Source organism: Flavobacterium aquariorum (assembly GCF_003254745.1).
In the GTDB taxonomy this organism is placed as follows: domain Bacteria; phylum Bacteroidota; class Bacteroidia; order Flavobacteriales; family Flavobacteriaceae; genus Flavobacterium; species Flavobacterium aquariorum.
This window is the reverse complement of record NZ_QKXH01000012.1, coordinates 107,302-124,128: the sequence shown is the minus strand read 5'-3', so window position 1 is coordinate 124,128 and position 16,827 is coordinate 107,302. Positions and strand designations below refer to the sequence as shown.

At 36.0% G+C, this 16,827-nt stretch carries 19 protein-coding genes; 12 read left to right on the top strand and 7 right to left on the bottom strand.

Translation table 11 applies throughout. The annotated features are described in order from the left end of the window. Nucleotides 1-68 precede the first annotated feature (68 nt). Nucleotides 69-1,355 carry a glutamate-1-semialdehyde 2,1-aminomutase gene (gene hemL / locus DOS84_RS17025; protein ID WP_111411303.1) on the top strand — a complete coding sequence of 429 codons (1,287 nt, stop codon included), beginning with the start codon at nucleotides 69-71 and terminating at the stop codon, nucleotides 1,353-1,355. A gap of 91 nt (nucleotides 1,356-1,446) precedes the next feature. Here hemL and DOS84_RS17020 read toward each other — a convergent pair whose 3' ends face one another. Then, on the bottom strand, nucleotides 1,447-2,235 hold the full coding sequence (locus DOS84_RS17020) for a hypothetical protein (RefSeq protein WP_111411302.1): 789 nt from the start codon (nucleotides 2,233-2,235) through the stop codon (nucleotides 1,447-1,449). A gap of 107 nt (nucleotides 2,236-2,342) precedes the next feature. Here DOS84_RS17020 and DOS84_RS17015 point away from each other — a divergent pair, with 107 nt between their 5' ends. The 5 genes from DOS84_RS17015 to DOS84_RS16995 all read left to right on the top strand — a co-directional run bounded on the left by DOS84_RS17015 (nucleotide 2,343) and on the right by DOS84_RS16995 (nucleotide 7,229). Next, on the top strand, nucleotides 2,343-2,738 hold the full coding sequence (locus DOS84_RS17015) for a hypothetical protein (protein WP_243636394.1): 396 nt from the start codon (nucleotides 2,343-2,345) through the stop codon (nucleotides 2,736-2,738). 104 nt (nucleotides 2,739-2,842) lie between these two features. After that, a complete protein-coding gene (locus DOS84_RS17010) occupies nucleotides 2,843-3,643 on the top strand; it encodes an MbnP family protein (protein ID WP_111411301.1) in 801 nt (266 codons plus the stop codon). Nucleotides 3,644-3,824: 181 nt separating this feature from the next. Beyond that, complete coding sequence (locus DOS84_RS17005) at nucleotides 3,825-4,865, top strand: cytochrome-c peroxidase (protein WP_111411300.1); 1,041 nt, start codon at nucleotides 3,825-3,827, stop codon at nucleotides 4,863-4,865. Between the two features lie 96 nt (nucleotides 4,866-4,961). Continuing rightward, nucleotides 4,962-5,930, top strand: a complete 969-nt coding sequence (locus DOS84_RS17000) for a transporter (protein WP_111411299.1) — start codon at nucleotides 4,962-4,964, stop codon at nucleotides 5,928-5,930. Between the two features lie 129 nt (nucleotides 5,931-6,059). Next, entirely contained in the window at nucleotides 6,060-7,229 is a 1,170-nt protein-coding gene (locus tag DOS84_RS16995; protein ID WP_111411298.1) for a molybdopterin molybdotransferase MoeA, read from the top strand. A gap of 4 nt (nucleotides 7,230-7,233) precedes the next feature. On the opposite strand, the gene DOS84_RS16990 is transcribed toward DOS84_RS16995, so the two are convergent. From DOS84_RS16990 to DOS84_RS16965, 5 genes are all read right to left on the bottom strand, one after another. Continuing rightward, nucleotides 7,234-7,695, bottom strand: coding sequence for a GyrI-like domain-containing protein (locus tag DOS84_RS16990; RefSeq protein WP_111411297.1), 462 nt, complete (start codon nucleotides 7,693-7,695; stop codon nucleotides 7,234-7,236). Between the two features lie 93 nt (nucleotides 7,696-7,788). Then, entirely contained in the window at nucleotides 7,789-8,754 is a 966-nt protein-coding gene (locus DOS84_RS16985) for a D-2-hydroxyacid dehydrogenase family protein (RefSeq protein ID WP_111411296.1), read from the bottom strand. A 33-nt stretch (nucleotides 8,755-8,787) separates the two neighbouring features. Further along, on the bottom strand, nucleotides 8,788-9,219 hold the full coding sequence (locus DOS84_RS16980; protein ID WP_111411295.1) for a putative quinol monooxygenase: 432 nt from the start codon (nucleotides 9,217-9,219) through the stop codon (nucleotides 8,788-8,790). Nucleotides 9,220-9,291: 72 nt separating this feature from the next. Beyond that, nucleotides 9,292-9,750, bottom strand: coding sequence for a VOC family protein (locus tag DOS84_RS16975; protein ID WP_111411294.1), 459 nt, complete (start codon nucleotides 9,748-9,750; stop codon nucleotides 9,292-9,294). 552 nt (nucleotides 9,751-10,302) lie between these two features. Then, complete coding sequence (locus tag DOS84_RS16965) at nucleotides 10,303-11,391, bottom strand: AI-2E family transporter (RefSeq protein ID WP_111411293.1); 1,089 nt, start codon at nucleotides 11,389-11,391, stop codon at nucleotides 10,303-10,305. A gap of 277 nt (nucleotides 11,392-11,668) precedes the next feature. Here DOS84_RS16965 and glgA point away from each other — a divergent pair, with 277 nt between their 5' ends. After that, entirely contained in the window at nucleotides 11,669-12,895 is a 1,227-nt protein-coding gene (gene glgA, locus DOS84_RS16960) for a glycogen synthase (protein ID WP_111411292.1), read from the top strand. A 65-nt stretch (nucleotides 12,896-12,960) separates the two neighbouring features. Here the strand turns inward: glgA and DOS84_RS16955 are convergent, their stop codons facing one another. Beyond that, a complete protein-coding gene (locus tag DOS84_RS16955) occupies nucleotides 12,961-13,776 on the bottom strand; it encodes a DUF5995 family protein (protein WP_243636393.1) in 816 nt (271 codons plus the stop codon). A gap of 180 nt (nucleotides 13,777-13,956) precedes the next feature. Between DOS84_RS16955 and DOS84_RS16950 the strand changes: the two genes are divergently transcribed. The 5 genes from DOS84_RS16950 to DOS84_RS16930 all read left to right on the top strand — a co-directional run bounded on the left by DOS84_RS16950 (nucleotide 13,957) and on the right by DOS84_RS16930 (nucleotide 16,726). Next, complete coding sequence (locus DOS84_RS16950; RefSeq protein WP_111411291.1) at nucleotides 13,957-14,286, top strand: winged helix-turn-helix domain-containing protein; 330 nt, start codon at nucleotides 13,957-13,959, stop codon at nucleotides 14,284-14,286. A gap of 3 nt (nucleotides 14,287-14,289) precedes the next feature. Next, the gene (gene mobA, locus DOS84_RS16945) at nucleotides 14,290-14,859 is read left to right on the top strand and encodes a molybdenum cofactor guanylyltransferase (RefSeq protein WP_111411290.1); all 570 of its coding nucleotides are present in this window, start codon (nucleotides 14,290-14,292) and stop codon (nucleotides 14,857-14,859) included. Then, nucleotides 14,856-15,098 (top strand): MoaD/ThiS family protein, encoded by a 243-nt coding sequence (locus DOS84_RS16940; RefSeq protein ID WP_165830458.1) that lies wholly within the window; start codon nucleotides 14,856-14,858, stop codon nucleotides 15,096-15,098. Before mobA ends, DOS84_RS16940 begins: the two co-directional genes overlap by 4 nt. Before the next feature lie 83 nt (nucleotides 15,099-15,181). Further along, nucleotides 15,182-16,234 carry a ThiF family adenylyltransferase gene (locus tag DOS84_RS16935; protein WP_111411288.1) on the top strand — a complete coding sequence of 351 codons (1,053 nt, stop codon included), beginning with the start codon at nucleotides 15,182-15,184 and terminating at the stop codon, nucleotides 16,232-16,234. A 45-nt stretch (nucleotides 16,235-16,279) separates the two neighbouring features. Beyond that, nucleotides 16,280-16,726, top strand: coding sequence for a molybdenum cofactor biosynthesis protein MoaE (locus DOS84_RS16930; RefSeq protein WP_111411287.1), 447 nt, complete (start codon nucleotides 16,280-16,282; stop codon nucleotides 16,724-16,726). The last annotated feature ends 101 nt before the right edge of the window (nucleotides 16,727-16,827 follow it).

Genomic DNA, 16,827 nt, shown 5'->3' with positions numbered 1-16,827 from the left:
AGTTTATAGAACTCGTTGGAGTCTCTTATCTATCATCTTTTTGTCTATCATCTCAAATAAATATAAAAATGATATACCAAAGAAGTAGTCAGCTTTTTGCTGAAGCAGAAAAAGTAATCCCAGGGGGAGTAAATTCACCAGTAAGAGCTTTTAAAGCCGTGGGAGGTACGCCAATATTCGTAAAAAGTGCCAAAGGAGCTTATTTGTACGATGAAGATGGAAACCGATTAATCGACTATATCAATTCATGGGGACCAATGATTTTGGGTCATGCCTACGAGCCTGTGGTGGAAGCCGTAATTGAAAAAGCGAAACTAGGGACGTCTTTTGGGATGCCAACTGAATTAGAAACACAAATTGCTGCACTTGCTGTATCTATGGTTCCAAATATTGATAAAATCCGATTTGTGAATTCAGGAACAGAGGCATGTATGAGTGCGGTGCGTTTGGCTCGTGGATTTACCAAAAGAGATAAAATCATCAAATTCGCGGGTTGCTATCACGGTCATTCCGATTCATTTTTGATTCAGGCGGGGAGTGGTGCGGTTACTTTTGGAACGCCAAACAGCCCGGGTGTGACTGCAGGTACGGCCAAAGACACTTTGCTTGCTAAATACAATGATTTGGAGAATGTGAAGACTTTAATCGAAGCCAATAAAAATGAAATTGCTGCCATAATTGTTGAACCTGTTGCCGGAAATATGGGATGTATTCCACCAGTAAAAGGATTTTTGGAAGGCTTGCGTGAGTTGTGTACTGCAAACGGAATTTTATTGATTTTTGATGAGGTAATGACAGGTTTTAGATTGGCCAGAGGTGGAGTTCAGGAATTGTTCAACATCAATGCAGATATTGTTTGCTTCGGAAAAGTAATTGGGGGTGGATTGCCTGTTGGTGCTTTTGCCGCTCGTGCCGAAATTATGAATTACCTCGCACCATTGGGACCTGTTTACCAAGCGGGAACTTTGTCGGGGAATCCATTGGCTATGGCGGCCGGATTGGCGATGTTGCAGGCGTTGGACAACGATCGGGAAATTTTCAAAAGATTAGAAGAAAAAACTGCTTATTTAAGCGCAGGAATTGAGAAAGTTCTGAAAGCTAATAATGTTGTTTTCACCATCAATCAAATAGGGTCTATGATTTCGGTTCATTTTGATGCGAATCCAGTGACTGATTTTCAATCTGCTGCTGCAGGTGATAATGAAACTTTCAAGAAATTCTTCCACGGATTAGTTGCCGAAGGGGTTTACATAGCGCCATCAGCTTATGAGACTTGGTTCATCACCGATGCATTAACTTACGAAGACTTGGATTTTACCATTCAAGCAATTGACAAAGTTTCTAAAACGTTCTAAATAACGTCAATTAATAAAAACACAAATTCCACCATTAGTATGAATCAATTCGTGCTAATTAGTGGAATTTGTTTTTAATTTTTATTATTTTCTACATCCCTCCATTTCTTCTTTCTTTCATTTTTCCTTTCATTTTTTCTTTGTTTTCTTCTCTTATTGTTAGCCATTTTTGATATTGGTTGGCTGATAAGATGGCTTTCATTTTAGCTTCAGTATCTGCTTTTTCAGCTTGCATTTGAGTTTTGAATGCTTCTCTTTCTGCGTCGGTCATTTTTTCGCCACTGGATCTACGAGATTCTTTTTTAGCTTTTAGATCTTGTGCTTTGGCACCTTTCTCAGCCAAAATTTTACCTACGGCTTCTTGTTGTTTAGCATCCAAAGTCAATTCTTTGGTTAGATAAGTCAAGTGTTTCTGCTGACGCTGTTCTGGAGTCATTTTTTCCATTGGCGCTCCTCCCATTGCCTCACTTTTTCCTCTCATTTTCTCTTTGTTTTCTTCTCTTAGCGTAATCCATTTTTGATATTGGTCGGCTGATAAGATGGCTTTCATTTTGGCTTCAGTATCTGTTTTTTCGGCTTCCATTTTATTTTTTAAAGTTGCTCTTTCTTCTGAAGTCATTTTGCTTTCGCTGGCTTTTCTGGTGTCTTTTTGAACTTTTAGATCTTGTACTTTGGTACCTTTCTCTGCCAAAATTTTACCTACGGCTTCTTGTTGTTTGGCATCCAAAGTCAATTCTTTGGTTAGATAAGCCAAATGTTTTTGCTGACGCTGTTCTGGAGTCATTTTTTCCATTCCGGCTCTGTTTTGTTTTGTGGTGGTTTCTTGTGCAAATCCAGTCAATCCCATTCCGAATACTAAGGCAATAATTAAAATTTTCATGTTTGTCTGTTTTTAAGTTATTAGGTTTAAGATGGTTGTAAGTAGCAAAGGTTTAATGCTTTAACGTTAATTTATGAAAAACTGATATATGTCATTAAAAATTTAAAATGCTGTGCTATCTTTGCGCCGTGAAAAACTTCGTATTCATACTCATAATCGCTATTTTTCTAAAACCGATTTTTCCGGTTATAGAATATGTGGTTAATTATGAATATATCTCAAAGGTACTTTGTGAAAACAAGGCAAAGCCAATGATGCATTGTAACGGAAAATGTCATTTGATGAAGGAATTAGCAAAAGCTGCCGAAAACGAAAAGCCTGCTTCTTCCGATAAAAAAGGGTATGCTCCCGTTGTTGAATTATTGTTTTTTCAAGAAATCAAAACTTTTTCTATTGCTTCCGTATCATTTTTGGATAAAGAAAACAATAGCAATACCTATTCTAATTTATATTCCAATTCCCATTTGGAATCACTTTTCCGACCACCCATTTTTATTTCTTAGAATTTTTAAAAACACTTTTGTGTCAATAGTTGCAAATGATATTCATCTTTTGTAAACGTTTTTGCGCACGCACCCATTTTAAATAAATTAAGAAATACTAAATAATGAAAAACATAATAAATAAAGCAATTGCTGTTTTGGCAATCAGCACTGTATTGGTAGGCTGTTCTAACAATGATGATGAAGCAATCACAGGTACTGGAAAATTAGTGGTGGAATTTGATAATGCTTTTGGGGCAAATGACTTGATTTTAGATACACAGGCCAACACAACTTCGCAAGGGGAAGTTTTAAAAATAAGTCAAATAAAGTACATCATAAGTAATATAGTTTTGACCAAAGCTGATGGTACGACACTTACCTATCCAAAAAATGATAGCTATTTTATTGTTGATGAAGCGACTGACGATAGCCACGAAATCGAATTGGAAAACATCCCTGCTGGTGATTACACCAAAATAAAATTCGGAATTGGTGTAGACAAAGCACAGTGGGAATTGGGCGCTACTGGTCAGGGAGATTTCCTTACTCAAGCACAGGATGCAGGAATGCTGTGGAGTTGGTCTGCTGGTTATAAATTTGTAGCTTTCGAGGGAACTTTTACTTCTTCTTCAGTAACGACAGACACTTCATTTATGGTGCATACAGGACAAACTGGAACGGACTATAACTATACAGAAGTTACTTTGACCCTGCCTTCAAATGCTTTGGTGAGAACTACTATTACTCCTGAAATTCACGTCATAGCTGATGTGTCTAAAATCATTGACGGTACCAATAAAATTAAGCTTTCAGACAACAATATGGGAGGAATGGGAGCCATGATTATGGGAGGTACTCAGTTGCCTTTGATTACTGCCAATTTAAACGGAATGTTCTCGGTAGCACACGTACACAACGACTAATAAATTGCTGAATTTTTAGGAGCAGAAGATTGGTTTTTATAACAACTTTTCTCCCGCTATTGCCTTTATTCCCGATTTAGAAAAACTACGGCAAAAAAACCTTGTTTTTCTAAATCGGGAGATATCGGCGCTATCGGGGCTATCCTAGAGCTTCAGTAATTCTTTCAACATTCAAAAAAACATGAAGAGAATATATTTTCTGTGTTTAATTATACCATTATTTTTAAGTTGTTCCAATGATATTGATGACAACTATATTGATGTGCCATTAGCATTTACCGTTCCGTCCAATTTTCCTCCTTTGGCTTACAATATTGCCTTGAATCCGCCAACAGAGAAAGGATTTGAACTCGGTAAAAAATTATTCTATGACGGAAGATTGTCTTCGGATGGATTGGTTTCCTGTGGGTTTTGTCACATTCAGGAAAATGCATTTACCCATCATGGTCACGTTTTTAGTCACGGAGTAGGGGATAATATCGGAACCAGAAACACACCGGCAATTCAAAATCTAGGTTATCAAACAACTTTTATGTATGATGGTGCTGCTTCGCATCTCGATTTGCAACCCATTATTCCGTTTACGAGTTCAATCGAAATGAACGGTAATTTTACCGATGCCATTGCCATGATGAAGTCGGATGCAACGTATCAAAAATTGTTTGTTTCTGCATTCAAGGATGGTCAGATCAATTCCGAGAATATGCTGAAAGCACTGTCACAATTTATATTGATGTTGACTTCCAGTAATTCACGTTTTGACAAATACCGTCGGAACGAATCGGGAGGAACTTTGACAACGGAAGAGTTGTCTGGCTATGATATTTTCAAAGCCAAATGCAGTTCCTGTCACGCCACAGATTTAATGACCGACAATTCGTTTCGAAACAACGGCTTGGCAATTAATCCGAAGTTAAAAGATGTAGGGCGTTATCGCGTGACCCAATTGGCGACTGATTATTATAAGTTCAAAGTACCTAGTTTGAGAAACGTTGAAAAGACAGCTCCTTATATGCACGATGGACGTTTTGGAACTTTAGAGGCTGTTCTGGAACATTATGCTTCTGGTGTTGTTGATTCCGAAACTTTAGACCCCATTTTAAATCAAAATGGCAAACTTGGAATTACTTTGACCAGCCAAAAGAAAGCGCAAGTAATTGCTTTTCTAAAAACATTAACCGATAATCAATATCTAACCGATAAGCGATTTTCAGAATTTTAAAATACAATGAAATGAGCATGACCTTAAATTGGTCGCAAACACCAATGAAGATATGCGAATTACATATGACCTATAAAAAACAATAAATATCCACATATGAAAAAATATTTTTTTATAATCCTAGCTTGTAGTTTTCAATTGGCATTTTCAAATCCAATAAAGGACAGTATTTATGCCGAAAAATTACATAATCTGTTATTGCTTAGCGAATATGAGTATGAAGATTGTGATGCCTGCGGATGTTCTGCTAGTAGTGGTGGATTGGGTTTTGGTTCTATGCTCAATTCAAACTTTGTGGGAGTTCGTTATTTGAATCAAAGTTACACCAGTAAAGATGGGATTTTTGACAATTCACCTTGGGTGGACGAAAATTTTAATACTGTCCAGATTTGGTCTAAAATACCTATTACGGAAAGGATTCAGATTTTTACATTGATTCCTTTTCAGCACCACAGCCGAGAACTGACAACTGGAAAAGAAGAAATTCAAGGATTGGGTGATATCACTTTGATGGGAATGTACACTTTGTATCAAACACATAAAGACAGCATTACCTTAACCCATAAATTGCAAATGGGTGGTGGTGTAAAAATGCCTACTGGAAAGTTTAACGAAGCTAATAATCTGGGGACAGTTAATCAAAGTTTTCAAGTGGGAACGGGTAGTTGGGATTACCTTTTGGTAGCCGATTACGTCATCCAAAAAAATAATCTAGGTCTGAATTTACTCTTAGATTATACGATTAAAACGGAAAATAGTAAAAACTATCAATATGGTAACCAACTTAATTACGGAGGATTGTTGTTTTATTTATTGGAAGCAAATACCGTAAAAATAATGCCTCATTTGGGGTTGGTGGGTGAAAAGTATGATGCCAATAAACAACACGGACAAGAATTGCCTAATACGGCCGGTGATGTATTGTTCAGTAAATTTGGTTTAGAAATTGGGAAGGATAAATTTTCTCTTGGCATGAGTGCCATGCTTCCAGTTACTCAGAATTTGGCAGGTTCTAATATTGAAGCCAATTACCGTTTGATGTTCAATTTGAATTATAGTTTGTAAAATAATATAAACACAAATTTCACTAACGAATTAGTGCTAATTCGTGAAATTTGTGTTTATATTTTATTTAGTACCTCTCGTTAAAGTCATTTTCGAATTGTATTTTTGAGTACTATTAAAAATTGTCCTATGATTTCCGTTCAAGAAGCCTTTTCGATATTAGAACATAATTTGCCAGCTTTGCATAAAGTAGAGTATTCTCTTTCTCAAGCCAGAAAACATATTTTGGCAGAATCTCTTTTGTCACCCATTAATATGCCGCCTTTTCGACAATCGGCGATGGATGGTTATGCTTTGTGTTTGCACAATGATTTGGTTTATGAAATTGTTGGCGAAATAAAAGCGGGAGATTCTCATATAGTGGAATTGATTCCTGGACAGGCTGTCAAAATTTTTACGGGAGCAGCCATACCGGATTCGGCACAGGCTGTAATCCAGATTGAATTGGTTGCGGCTAACGGAACACAATTATTACTGGACGAATTGGTAGAGCCGGAAACGAATGTTAGGCCCATTGGAGAGCAAATTTCGGCAGGAGATTTGGCACTAGAAAAAGGAGCTTTGTTGAACTCAGCTGCAATCGGTTTTTTGGCAGGACTTGGTTTTACTCACGTTAAAGTTTATAAAAAACCAAATATTGGAATTGTGGTCACAGGCAATGAGTTGGCCAAACCCGGTACGCCACTCGAATACGGAAAGGTATATGAGAGTAACGGAATTATGTTGCAATCGGCATTAATTGATGCTTATTATGATGCCGTGACGATATACGAAGTCAATGATGATTTTGAAAACACTAAAAATGTACTCCAAGATGCGATAAAAAACAACGAAATGGTTTTGGTTTCTGGCGGAATATCAGTTGGGGATTATGATTTTGTGGCAAGAGCTTTAAAAGGACTTCATGTGCAAACCTTATTTCATAAAGTCAATCAAAAGCCTGGAAAGCCATTGTTTGCAGGAAAGTTGAATAATAAAATGATTTTTGCGTTACCTGGAAATCCTGCGGCTTGCCTAACTTGTTTTTATGTGTATGTTTTACCCACATTGGCAATTATGTCGGGAGCTGAGGCAAATTACAAACAAGCTGTATTGTTTCCTTTATCCGATGATTTTGAAGTTAGAAACAGCCGTTCTCAGTTTTTGAAAGCAAATATCAGCAATGGAGAAGCACAAATCTTATCACATCAAAATTCGTCCATGCTTAATTCTTTTTCAGTTTCAAACGGATTGATTTACGTTCCCAACGGACATTATGAATTGAAAAAAGGGGATATGGTTGAGGTGTATTTGTTGTAATGTTCTATTGAATTGAAATGTATATATCAACTTCTGCATTGCTCCAGTCTTTGCTTCTTTTGTCATAAACTTCAAAATCAGTTTTATAAGATCTTGGAATATTTGAATCCCAAATTTCTTTCCAGGCTTTTATTAGACAATAGGGCATTTCACCTTTGGCAATTATCTTTCGAAACGTTTGATTTGGAATAATCAAACTCTCCATTCCTATTGGAGTTTTTGTATCCAATGGCGCTTTACATCCAATAAAATAAGAAAAAGGTTGTGCATGATCTCCTTCATAATCATGATAAACGGCTATTATTTCATCCGTTAGTTTGTTCTGGATTTTATCAAAGTAATTCTCTTTTTCAAATTTATGCCATAAGCTTCCGCAATCAATGCTAGATTGCCCATTAGCATTAGTTGTTTTTTTGCTTAAAGCTAAACCAATCAATTTAATTTCATCCAAATGTAATTTGCTCATGATATGTTTTTATAAATTTTTATAGAGAAATCATTTAAAGTTGTAATTTCAATAAAATATTTGTTCGAAATATATTGATATTTTCAGTTGTAATCATTCTAAAACCTCAGGATTTGCAATATTTGTTGGGTTTCCATTTATAAAATTGATTGCATTTTCAAATGCTTTTCCAAAATAAAGTTCGTACCCATTTTGCTCTACATATCCCAAATGAGGTGTGCAAACAACATTGTCCATTTGAAGCAATTCATAATTTGTGTCATAAATAGGTTCTTCTTCATAAACGTCCAATCCTGCGTATGTTGGTCTTCCTTTTTTTAAAGCATTAACTAATGCTCCTTTTTCTATCAATTCAGCACGTGCTGTATTGATAAGAATAGAGTTTTCTTTCATTCGCAAAAGATCACTTTCCTTTACAATTCCAGTTGTGGCATCATTCAAACGCAAGTGGAGTGTTATAATGTTGGCAGTTTCAAAGAAATGTTCTTTGGAATTTGCTTTTTCAAATCCATCCTCAACTGCTTTATTTCTGGAATTTTCACTTCCCCAAACCAAAACTTTGGCACCAAATACATTTGCATATTGGCCTATCTTTTGGCCTATTTTGCCATAACCCCAAATCCCGATTGTTTTGCCATGAACAGCTGCACCAATATTCGTTTGCCATTTGCCCATTTTCATGGCTTCTATCGCTTGGGGAATCTGTCTTACGGTATTCATTAACAAAGTCCAAGTTAACTCAGATGGCGCTATTGGAGAACCTATTCCTTCGGCGATGGCAACTTTATGGTTGGTACACTCTCTTAAATTTAAATGATTGGAGATTTTCCCCGTTTGGCTAATCAGTTTTAAATTTGGAAGTAAATCAAGCAATTCACGAGTAATTTCTGTTCTTTCTCGTGTTAGAACTAAGATTTCAGTATCTTTTAATAATTCAGAAAGTTTTTGAGGATCTTTTTCTGTTATATGCAGTATTTGAACATCTTGGTCTTTCAATAAATTAAAACAGTTTAAGTCTTTAATTGCATTTTGATAATCGTCTAATACCGTAATTTTCATTTTTATGCTTTTTTTGAGATATAAAGGTCAATATTACATACCCTCTTTTTTGGCAGAACCAATTAAACTAACATCAGTAAGCTCCAATGCTTTGACCATATCCTTGACAGTTTCTTTGTATTTCTTAAAATGTATTGTTTCTATATGTGATTTGTATGCAAGTGTATCAGCATATATTTCAAGTATTGTAATTTGTGAAGGGTCGTTTTTGTCAGCTACGGCATAATAGGTTAGTACACCCGGTTCAACGCGAACAGCGGTCGTCATTTGTTCTTTTAATGCGGCGTTATATTTGTCCAATTGCAATGGGTCGACTTTAATTTTTGCTAAGCGAACCATTTGATTTTTTTCTTGTGCCATTGTATTGGTACTAAATAAAAAGGTTAGTGTAAATAAGATAACTACCATGCTGAGCATTTTAATTTGGCTAAACTGCATTTTGTAAGCTGGTTCAAGTGTTTTCATGTTTTATTACTATTTAAATTGAAAAATCAGCGTTAGTAATTGACTGCTAGTTGAAAATTTCTTAGGGCACTTTTATTTCTGAGCAACACTATTTACTTCTATCCAATAGCCGTTTGGGTCTTGGAGATATATTTGTTTGATGCCGTCTGCACGAACGGTTATTTTATTTAGGTTGCCTTCCCAGTCATTATATTTTAGTTTTAGTTTGTCTAATTTATTGACAAAGGAGTCGAAGTTTGGCGTTGTCAGTCCAAGATGTATTGCTTTGTTAATTGTCACACTTTCTTTTACGGTTGAGATTAGATGCAATTCCTTTCCTTCCCCTAAAGAAAACCAACGAATGCCTTCCTTTTTTGTTCTATTGGTAATTTCCTGAAGTCCTAGAGTGTTTTTATAAAAATCACAAGTAGAGTCGAGATCTTTGACAGAAAGCGATACATGATTAAAAGAGAAATTGAAAGAAATGTTCTCTTGTGCTTGAATGGAAGTGGTAAAGGAAAGCACTATAATGAAAAGGAATATTTTACGCATGGTTATCTATTTTTAATGATTACTCTTTTATAGTTTGTTAAGTTTTAAGTCCGCTGTTTATACATTAATTTCTCTACCTATTTTTGTTTAATTGTCACTGGATTTCAGGTCTATATTATTTCCTTCAAGGTCCTAATATGTAAAAATTTTGCCGTAGTCAGATGTCTTAATTTGATCAAGTATAGTCACGGTATTTTTTATCTAACTTTTTGACAAGTTCTTCAATATTCTGAATTCGATAGTTAATCACAAACTTTTTTTGGATTAGAGAAATAGTAATCTCCTTTTTGAAGTACTCTATTGAAGAGCATTTATTAGGTCAGGTTTGTTATTATTTCTGGATTCAAAAGTCGAATCATAGTCATCAACTTCAAGTTCTAAGTTTTGTCCGTGCCATTTTATAGTCTGTTACGGATTGTCTGTAAAAAAGAAAATACGATCAATGCATGTCACCTTTGGTTTTGTGTTTTCAGTTTTGTTATTATGATCTTCCATGCTGCTTGTTTTTTTATCGGTAGGATCTAAATTGTTGTAATCGTGTTTTATTAGAAACTATTCCTCTATTATTTCGTCTTCTATAATTTCTATCCAAGAAAGGAAAAATTTATAGCCCAAGGTCAGGATAACCGCACCGAGGAATAATCCAATGAATCCGTTGTATAGGAAACCTCCAATTGCGCCAAGGAATATCACAAGCATTGGAGCCGGTGGATTACCTCTTCCCAGAAAGATCGGTTTTAGGATATTGTCGGAAATCAAGGTGATACCTATCCAAATGGCTAGTAGAGTTGCCGAGGTAGTGTCGGTTACCGAAAACATATAAATTACAACTGGGATGGCAATAGGGCCAATTCCAACTTGTATAATGGCCAGGATAAGACAGATTATGGTAAAAATCCCTGCAAAGGGAACTCCTGCTAAGAAAAATCCAACTCCCACCATCATTGATTGAATTAAGGCCACTCCCAAAAAACCTTTGACAACATTGCGAATCGTGGCAACGGTGATTAAAGCGTAGTGCTCGCCGTTTTTGCCTATTAATTTGATGAAAATACTTTTGGAAACGGATGTTAGGGGATCAGAATACAGCAATAATCCCATTGCAATGATGATGGAAACAATGAACTGCAGAATGCCTTTGCCAATTCCAGCCAAGGAAAACAATAGCCATTCGCCAACGACTTTTAACTGATCGGAATATTTGATGATTACTTTGGAAATGTCCTCTGAGGCCGTTTGCCAAATTTCGACTATAGGTTTTGTAAAAGTTGGCCAGTCTTTGGTACTTGCTCCAGGTGGTGGAATTAAATGCCCGTTTGTTTGATAATAATTAGTGAAGTTGTTGATTTCTTCGTATAATGATTGGGTCACCAATATACTCGGAATGACCAATATACTGATCAATAACAACGCCAGAAAAATAGTGGCCAAAATCTTTTTGCCCCTGAATAATTTTACTATCGCTTCATAAACGGGACTCAATGCCACGGCGATAACAATGGCCCATACAATGATTAAAACAAAGGGCTTCAGAATATCATAGCACCAACCAATCAGTAAAAATAATACCCCGAGGCGAATAATGGTATCGGCAATTTTTTCAAAATTGAAACTGTTGAAATTCGAGTTATTTTGATTCATATTTGAGTTATTTTGATGAATAAAATGACAATGGTATTATTAGGCTAATCTAGTTAAAATGTAGTAATTATCAATATTAAATAATGATGACTTTTGTAGAAAGTTTAAATAATTTAGAATTTAGGTGTAAAATGTTTCAAAATAATGGTAGGTTTCCGTACGAATTAAATTGCGGTTTCGTATTTTTACTAAATTGATATTTTGATGCACTTAAATGGGGCAATGGATGTAGTTTTGTATCAGCTACTGTAAATTATAAAACAAACAATGGGCATATATGAAGATAGCGCTTTACACCAACGAATTTCCACCAAACATTTATGGTGGAGCAGGAGTTCATATTGATTTTTTAAGTCATGAATTGGCCAAATTGGCACAAGTCGAAGTTCGATGTTTTGGTGACCAAAAAGAAAACAAGGACTCCATGCACGTGGAAGGAATAAATTCCTGTTTGACCAAAATGGTTGATCCAAAAAATGAACATATCAAGATGTTTCATAATTTAAGCCGAAATGTCGAAATGGCTCAGGCGACTCCAAAAGCCGATATCGTTCATTGCCATACTTGGTACACACATTTGGCAGGTATTTTCACGAGAGAGTTGTTGCAAGTCCCGTTGATATTGACCACACATAGTCTGGAAACTCACCGTCCATGGAAAGTAGAACAATTGGGGAATGGTTATTTTATGTCCCGATGGATTGAAACCAACGCCTATAAAACTGCCGATGGAGTAATAGCCGTGAGCGAACAAATGAAAGCCGATGTGGTCGAAGCTTATGGCGTGGATCCCAAAAAAGTTACCGTAATCCATAACGGAATTGACCCTGAATTTTATAAGCCTACTTTTGATGATAATTTGTTGAGAGAATATGGAATTGATCCAAATATTCCGTTCGTGCTTTTTGTGGGTCGAATTACCCGCCAGAAAGGGATTTCGCAATTGATAGAAGCGGCCCAATATTTTAATGAAGATTGCCAAATCGTGCTTTGCGCCGGAGCTCCCGATACCGAAGAAATTGCGCTTGAAACGTCAACACTTATTGACCAGTTGAAGACCAAACGAAAAGGAGTAATCCTGATTTCGGAAATGTTGCCACGCGAAAAAGTCAAAGTGCTGTACAGCCACGCCAGGGTTTTTGCCTGTCCGTCGTTGTACGAACCTTTTGGAATAATCAATCTCGAAGCCATGTCTTGTGAAACACCTGTAGTAGGTAGTCACGTGGGTGGAATTCCAGAGATTATTGTAGAAGGAGAAACGGGTTATTTGATTCCGCTGGAAAGTGTTTCGAGAACAAACTTTAATCCGCTGAATCCAACTGCATTTCAGAAAGCTTTTGCGGCCAAAGTAAATGAATTGTTAGATAATGAAGAATTAGCAATCGCCATGGGTAAAGCAGGTCGAGTGCGAGTGTTGAAACAATTTAGTTGGGAATCTATCGCAAAAATTACGTTTAATTACTATCAGGAAGTAATTGCCAGGTTTGAGAAAGAGCAGGCTTAGTACTAATATAAAGTAAAAAAAAAGCAATCTTCTTTAATAAGGAGGTTGCTTTTTTGTATTGTATACTAATTTTGTAAAACACATTCAGGAGTTACAACGGTTTTAGTTTCTGGGTTGTATTCTAATTTGCTTAAATCTATAATTTTTTGAGCAACAGTTCCTTTCTCAAATAATCGAATGAGCTTGAAAATACTACTTACAAAATAACCTGGATTCGAAACTAATCGAGCTATTTTGGTAATCTTGATGTCTCTTTCCTGTATGGAGGCTTCTCTTTGATTTTCTGGTAGAAGGACAAATTCAGTAGCGTATTTCCATGCACCATCTCTAGCGGTTTTCATGCTAAAATCAATAAAAAAATTGTCTATTTTGCCCGATATTTTCAATATATAGGTAAGCGTTGGCCAGATTTCAACCAAGCATTTTTCAACTCCTTCGACTAGATTGCTTAAAATTTCATTGATTTTATTATAATCAGAATGTAAATCAAAAATGCTTTCAGGAGTACTGACTTGTGCGCAGGCGATTCCTAAATCCAAATTGACATGTGCGTTGATTCCTAGTAGTAAATGTTGTACTACAATTGGCCAATATTCTTCTCCTTTCGTAAACGAAAATTCCCAGCATTCTGAGCATTTTTCTTTAGCTTTAAACTGATAATAAGCTTTTAAATACCTATTGGCAAAAATCACATCGAGTTTTCCCATTCGTTCTGGATTTTGAAATAAACCCGTTTCGATACCATGTTTTATCTGCAATGTGACTTCTCTATATAAAGTGGTAAACAAACCTATAGCACATTGTTCCAGTTTTGACGTTTCAATTATTTCATCCAAAAACACAATGACTTCATCTATAGTTGTGGCTTGTTTCATATTCATTTATAGTTAGTTGTGGTTAAAAAGGTAAGCGAATATAATTATTTTTTGTTTTTAAATGAGTTTTTTGATGTAATTATCTTGCTGTTTTTATAACAAAAAACACAGAGTAAAACTATTTTTTTATTTTTTTTGAATATTCATTTCGTTATATTTGTAAAAGTATAACGAAATAAGCAAGCTTTGAAAATTAAGAGCAAAATTTGGATTGAAACCGATGAGGGAATTCTCATTAGCGAGGGGCGTATTCAATTGTTAAAGTTGATTGAGTCCACAGGTTCACTCAATAAAGCGGCGAAGGAAATGAATATTTCGTATCAAAAAGCATGGAAACTGATTGACGCTTCGAACAAAGCTTCCAAAGAACCTTTAATTGCCACTCAAGTGGGGGGCAATAAAGGTGGTGGCACTATTGTGACTCCGTATGGAAAATCACTTATTGAGTCTTTTGAAAAAATTAATGTCGCCTGTTGGGAATTTTTGGATTTGCAACTTAAAAAGCATTCTTTATAAAATATGGAAAATAAAATCACAGCAATAGTATTGGCCGGAGGAAAAAGCCAGCGCATGGGAACCGATAAAGGTTTATTGGATTTGAATGGAAAAACATTCATCAAGCACATTTGCGATGCGTTAAAGCCGATTGTAGGTTCCAATATTTTGATTGTCTCTGGTAATAAAGAATTTGACGCTTTGGGTTTTTCCAGAGTGGAAGATATAATTGCAAACAAAGGCCCGGTGGGTGGGCTTTACACAGCACTAAAAGAGTCTAAAACCAAAATAAATCTGGTTTTGAGTGTTGATGTGCCGATGGTCTCGACTGAATTATTGAAATGGTTGATAGAAAGTCACGATGAAACGTATATGGTTACACAAACAAAAAGCGGTGATAAAACGTGCCCGCTGATTGGGGTTTACGACCGCTCGATGCGAATTGTTTTTGGCGAGCACATGGCAGGAAACCAGTTGAAATTGCAACAAGTGATTGATGATGTCAAACACCAAACTATTGAGGTTCCTGAAAAATGGAGCAATCAAGTGCAAAATATAAATACACAGGAAGAATATCAAAATTTAATCAAATGACCATAACACTAAAATATTTTGGTTTACTCGCAGATATCACGCAATTGAAAGAGGAGCAATTCACTTTTGATGAAGATACTATTTCGGTTTCGGCATTGAAATCAAAAATTGAAAGCAGTTACCAAAACATGCATAACACAAGTTATACCATTGCGGTCAACCAAACGATGAGTGATTTGCAAACCAAAATAAAAGACAAGGATGTGATTGCTTTTCTACCACCGTTTGCAGGTGGATGAAATTTGTTTAAAGGTTTAAGAAAAAGTTTAAAGGTTCAATCCTTAAACTCTTAAACTTTTAAACTCTTAAACTTTTAAACAATATGAGATATTCCAGACAAATAATTCTCCCGGAAATAGGAGAAATAGGTCAGCAAAAATTGCAGGACGCTCGTGTCTTGGTAATTGGTGCGGGTGGTTTGGGCTGCCCCGTTTTGCAAAATTTGGCCGCGGCAGGAGTGGGGAATATCGGAATTGTTGATGGAGACGTGGTGGATGAAACCAATTTGCACAGACAATTATTATACACATTAAAAGATTGTGGCAACAGTAAAGCCGAAACTGCGAGAAAAGTAATTTTGGAACTTAATCCTGAGATTACTGTTAATGCTTTTTCAGAGTTTTTCACAGCCAATAATGCGGTTCGAATTGTAGATGATTACCAAATCATAGTCGATTGTACCGATGCGATTGCCGTTCGTTACCTGATTAATGATATTGCTGTCGCCAAAAGAATTCCGATGGTGTATGCCTCAATCCATAAGTTTGAAGGTCAGGTTTCGGTATTCAATTATAAAAATGGACCGAGTTATCGTTGTTTGTTTCCGGAGCAGGAAGGATTGAATGCGGCTCCTAATTGCACTGATTCAGGGGTTTTGGGAATTTTACCCAACACTATTGGAACATTACAGGCAACAGAAGTGCTCAAAATAATACTCGAAATTGGCGAAATATTGTCCGGGAAATTATTGATTTATGATGCTTTGCATTTTCAAACGCAAACTATCAATTTCTCAAAAAATCCGAAAATGATTGAAAAAGGAATCATAAACGGAACACTGCTTTTAAATACTAAAAAAACAGAAACAGATTTAAGTCCAGAATCTTTTTTTGAAAAATGTAATCAATTAGGAATTGTTGTTATTGACGTTCGGGAATTGGACGAAACACCCGCTTTTAAAGGAGATAGTGTTGTTCGGATTCCTTTGGGCGAATTAGAAGAATACAGCAAAAAATTGGACAAAAATCAGGAAATCGTTTTGTTTTGTCAAACAGGACAACGTAGTCAGGCCGCTTTGAATTATTTAATAAAATCAGGTTTTGTTGGTGTTTTTCATTTGGGAAAAGGAATTGATTCTTTGAAAAATCAGATTTAATAGCAATGTCAATTTTAAAAAATAAAAAAATATACAATAATTAGCATGTCAACAGATAAACCAAAGAAAAGTTCCTTTATTCAGGGGCAAATAACATCAGAGTTCATAGGAAATTCAATTGCCAAACACCAAAGCAAAACTACGATTGGTGCCCACAATATTTTTCTGGGCCAGGTTCGCGCCGATGTGATTGAAGGAAAAACAGTTACCGCCATTGAATATACTGCCTACGAGGAAATGGCAGAGCAAACCTTCTACGAAATTCGGGAAGCGGCTTTTTCCAAATATGAGCTTTCTTGTTTGCATATTTACCACAGCCTAGGAACGGTAAAAACGGGAGAAATATGCCTGTTTGTTTTTGTTTCTGCGCCAAGACGAAAAGTGGTGTATGAAGCTTTGGAATTTTTGGTCGAAGAAATAAAAGAAAAGACAGCCATTTTCGGAAAAGAAATTTTTGAAGACGAAAGCTACACTTGGAAGAAGAATACTTAAAAAAAAGAAGAAGGCAGAAAACAGAATTTAGAAAGCAGAAGGCTGTAAGAGGTACGAGAAGGAGATTTGAAAACGTGAATTTGCGTGAGGGATAGAGGCGG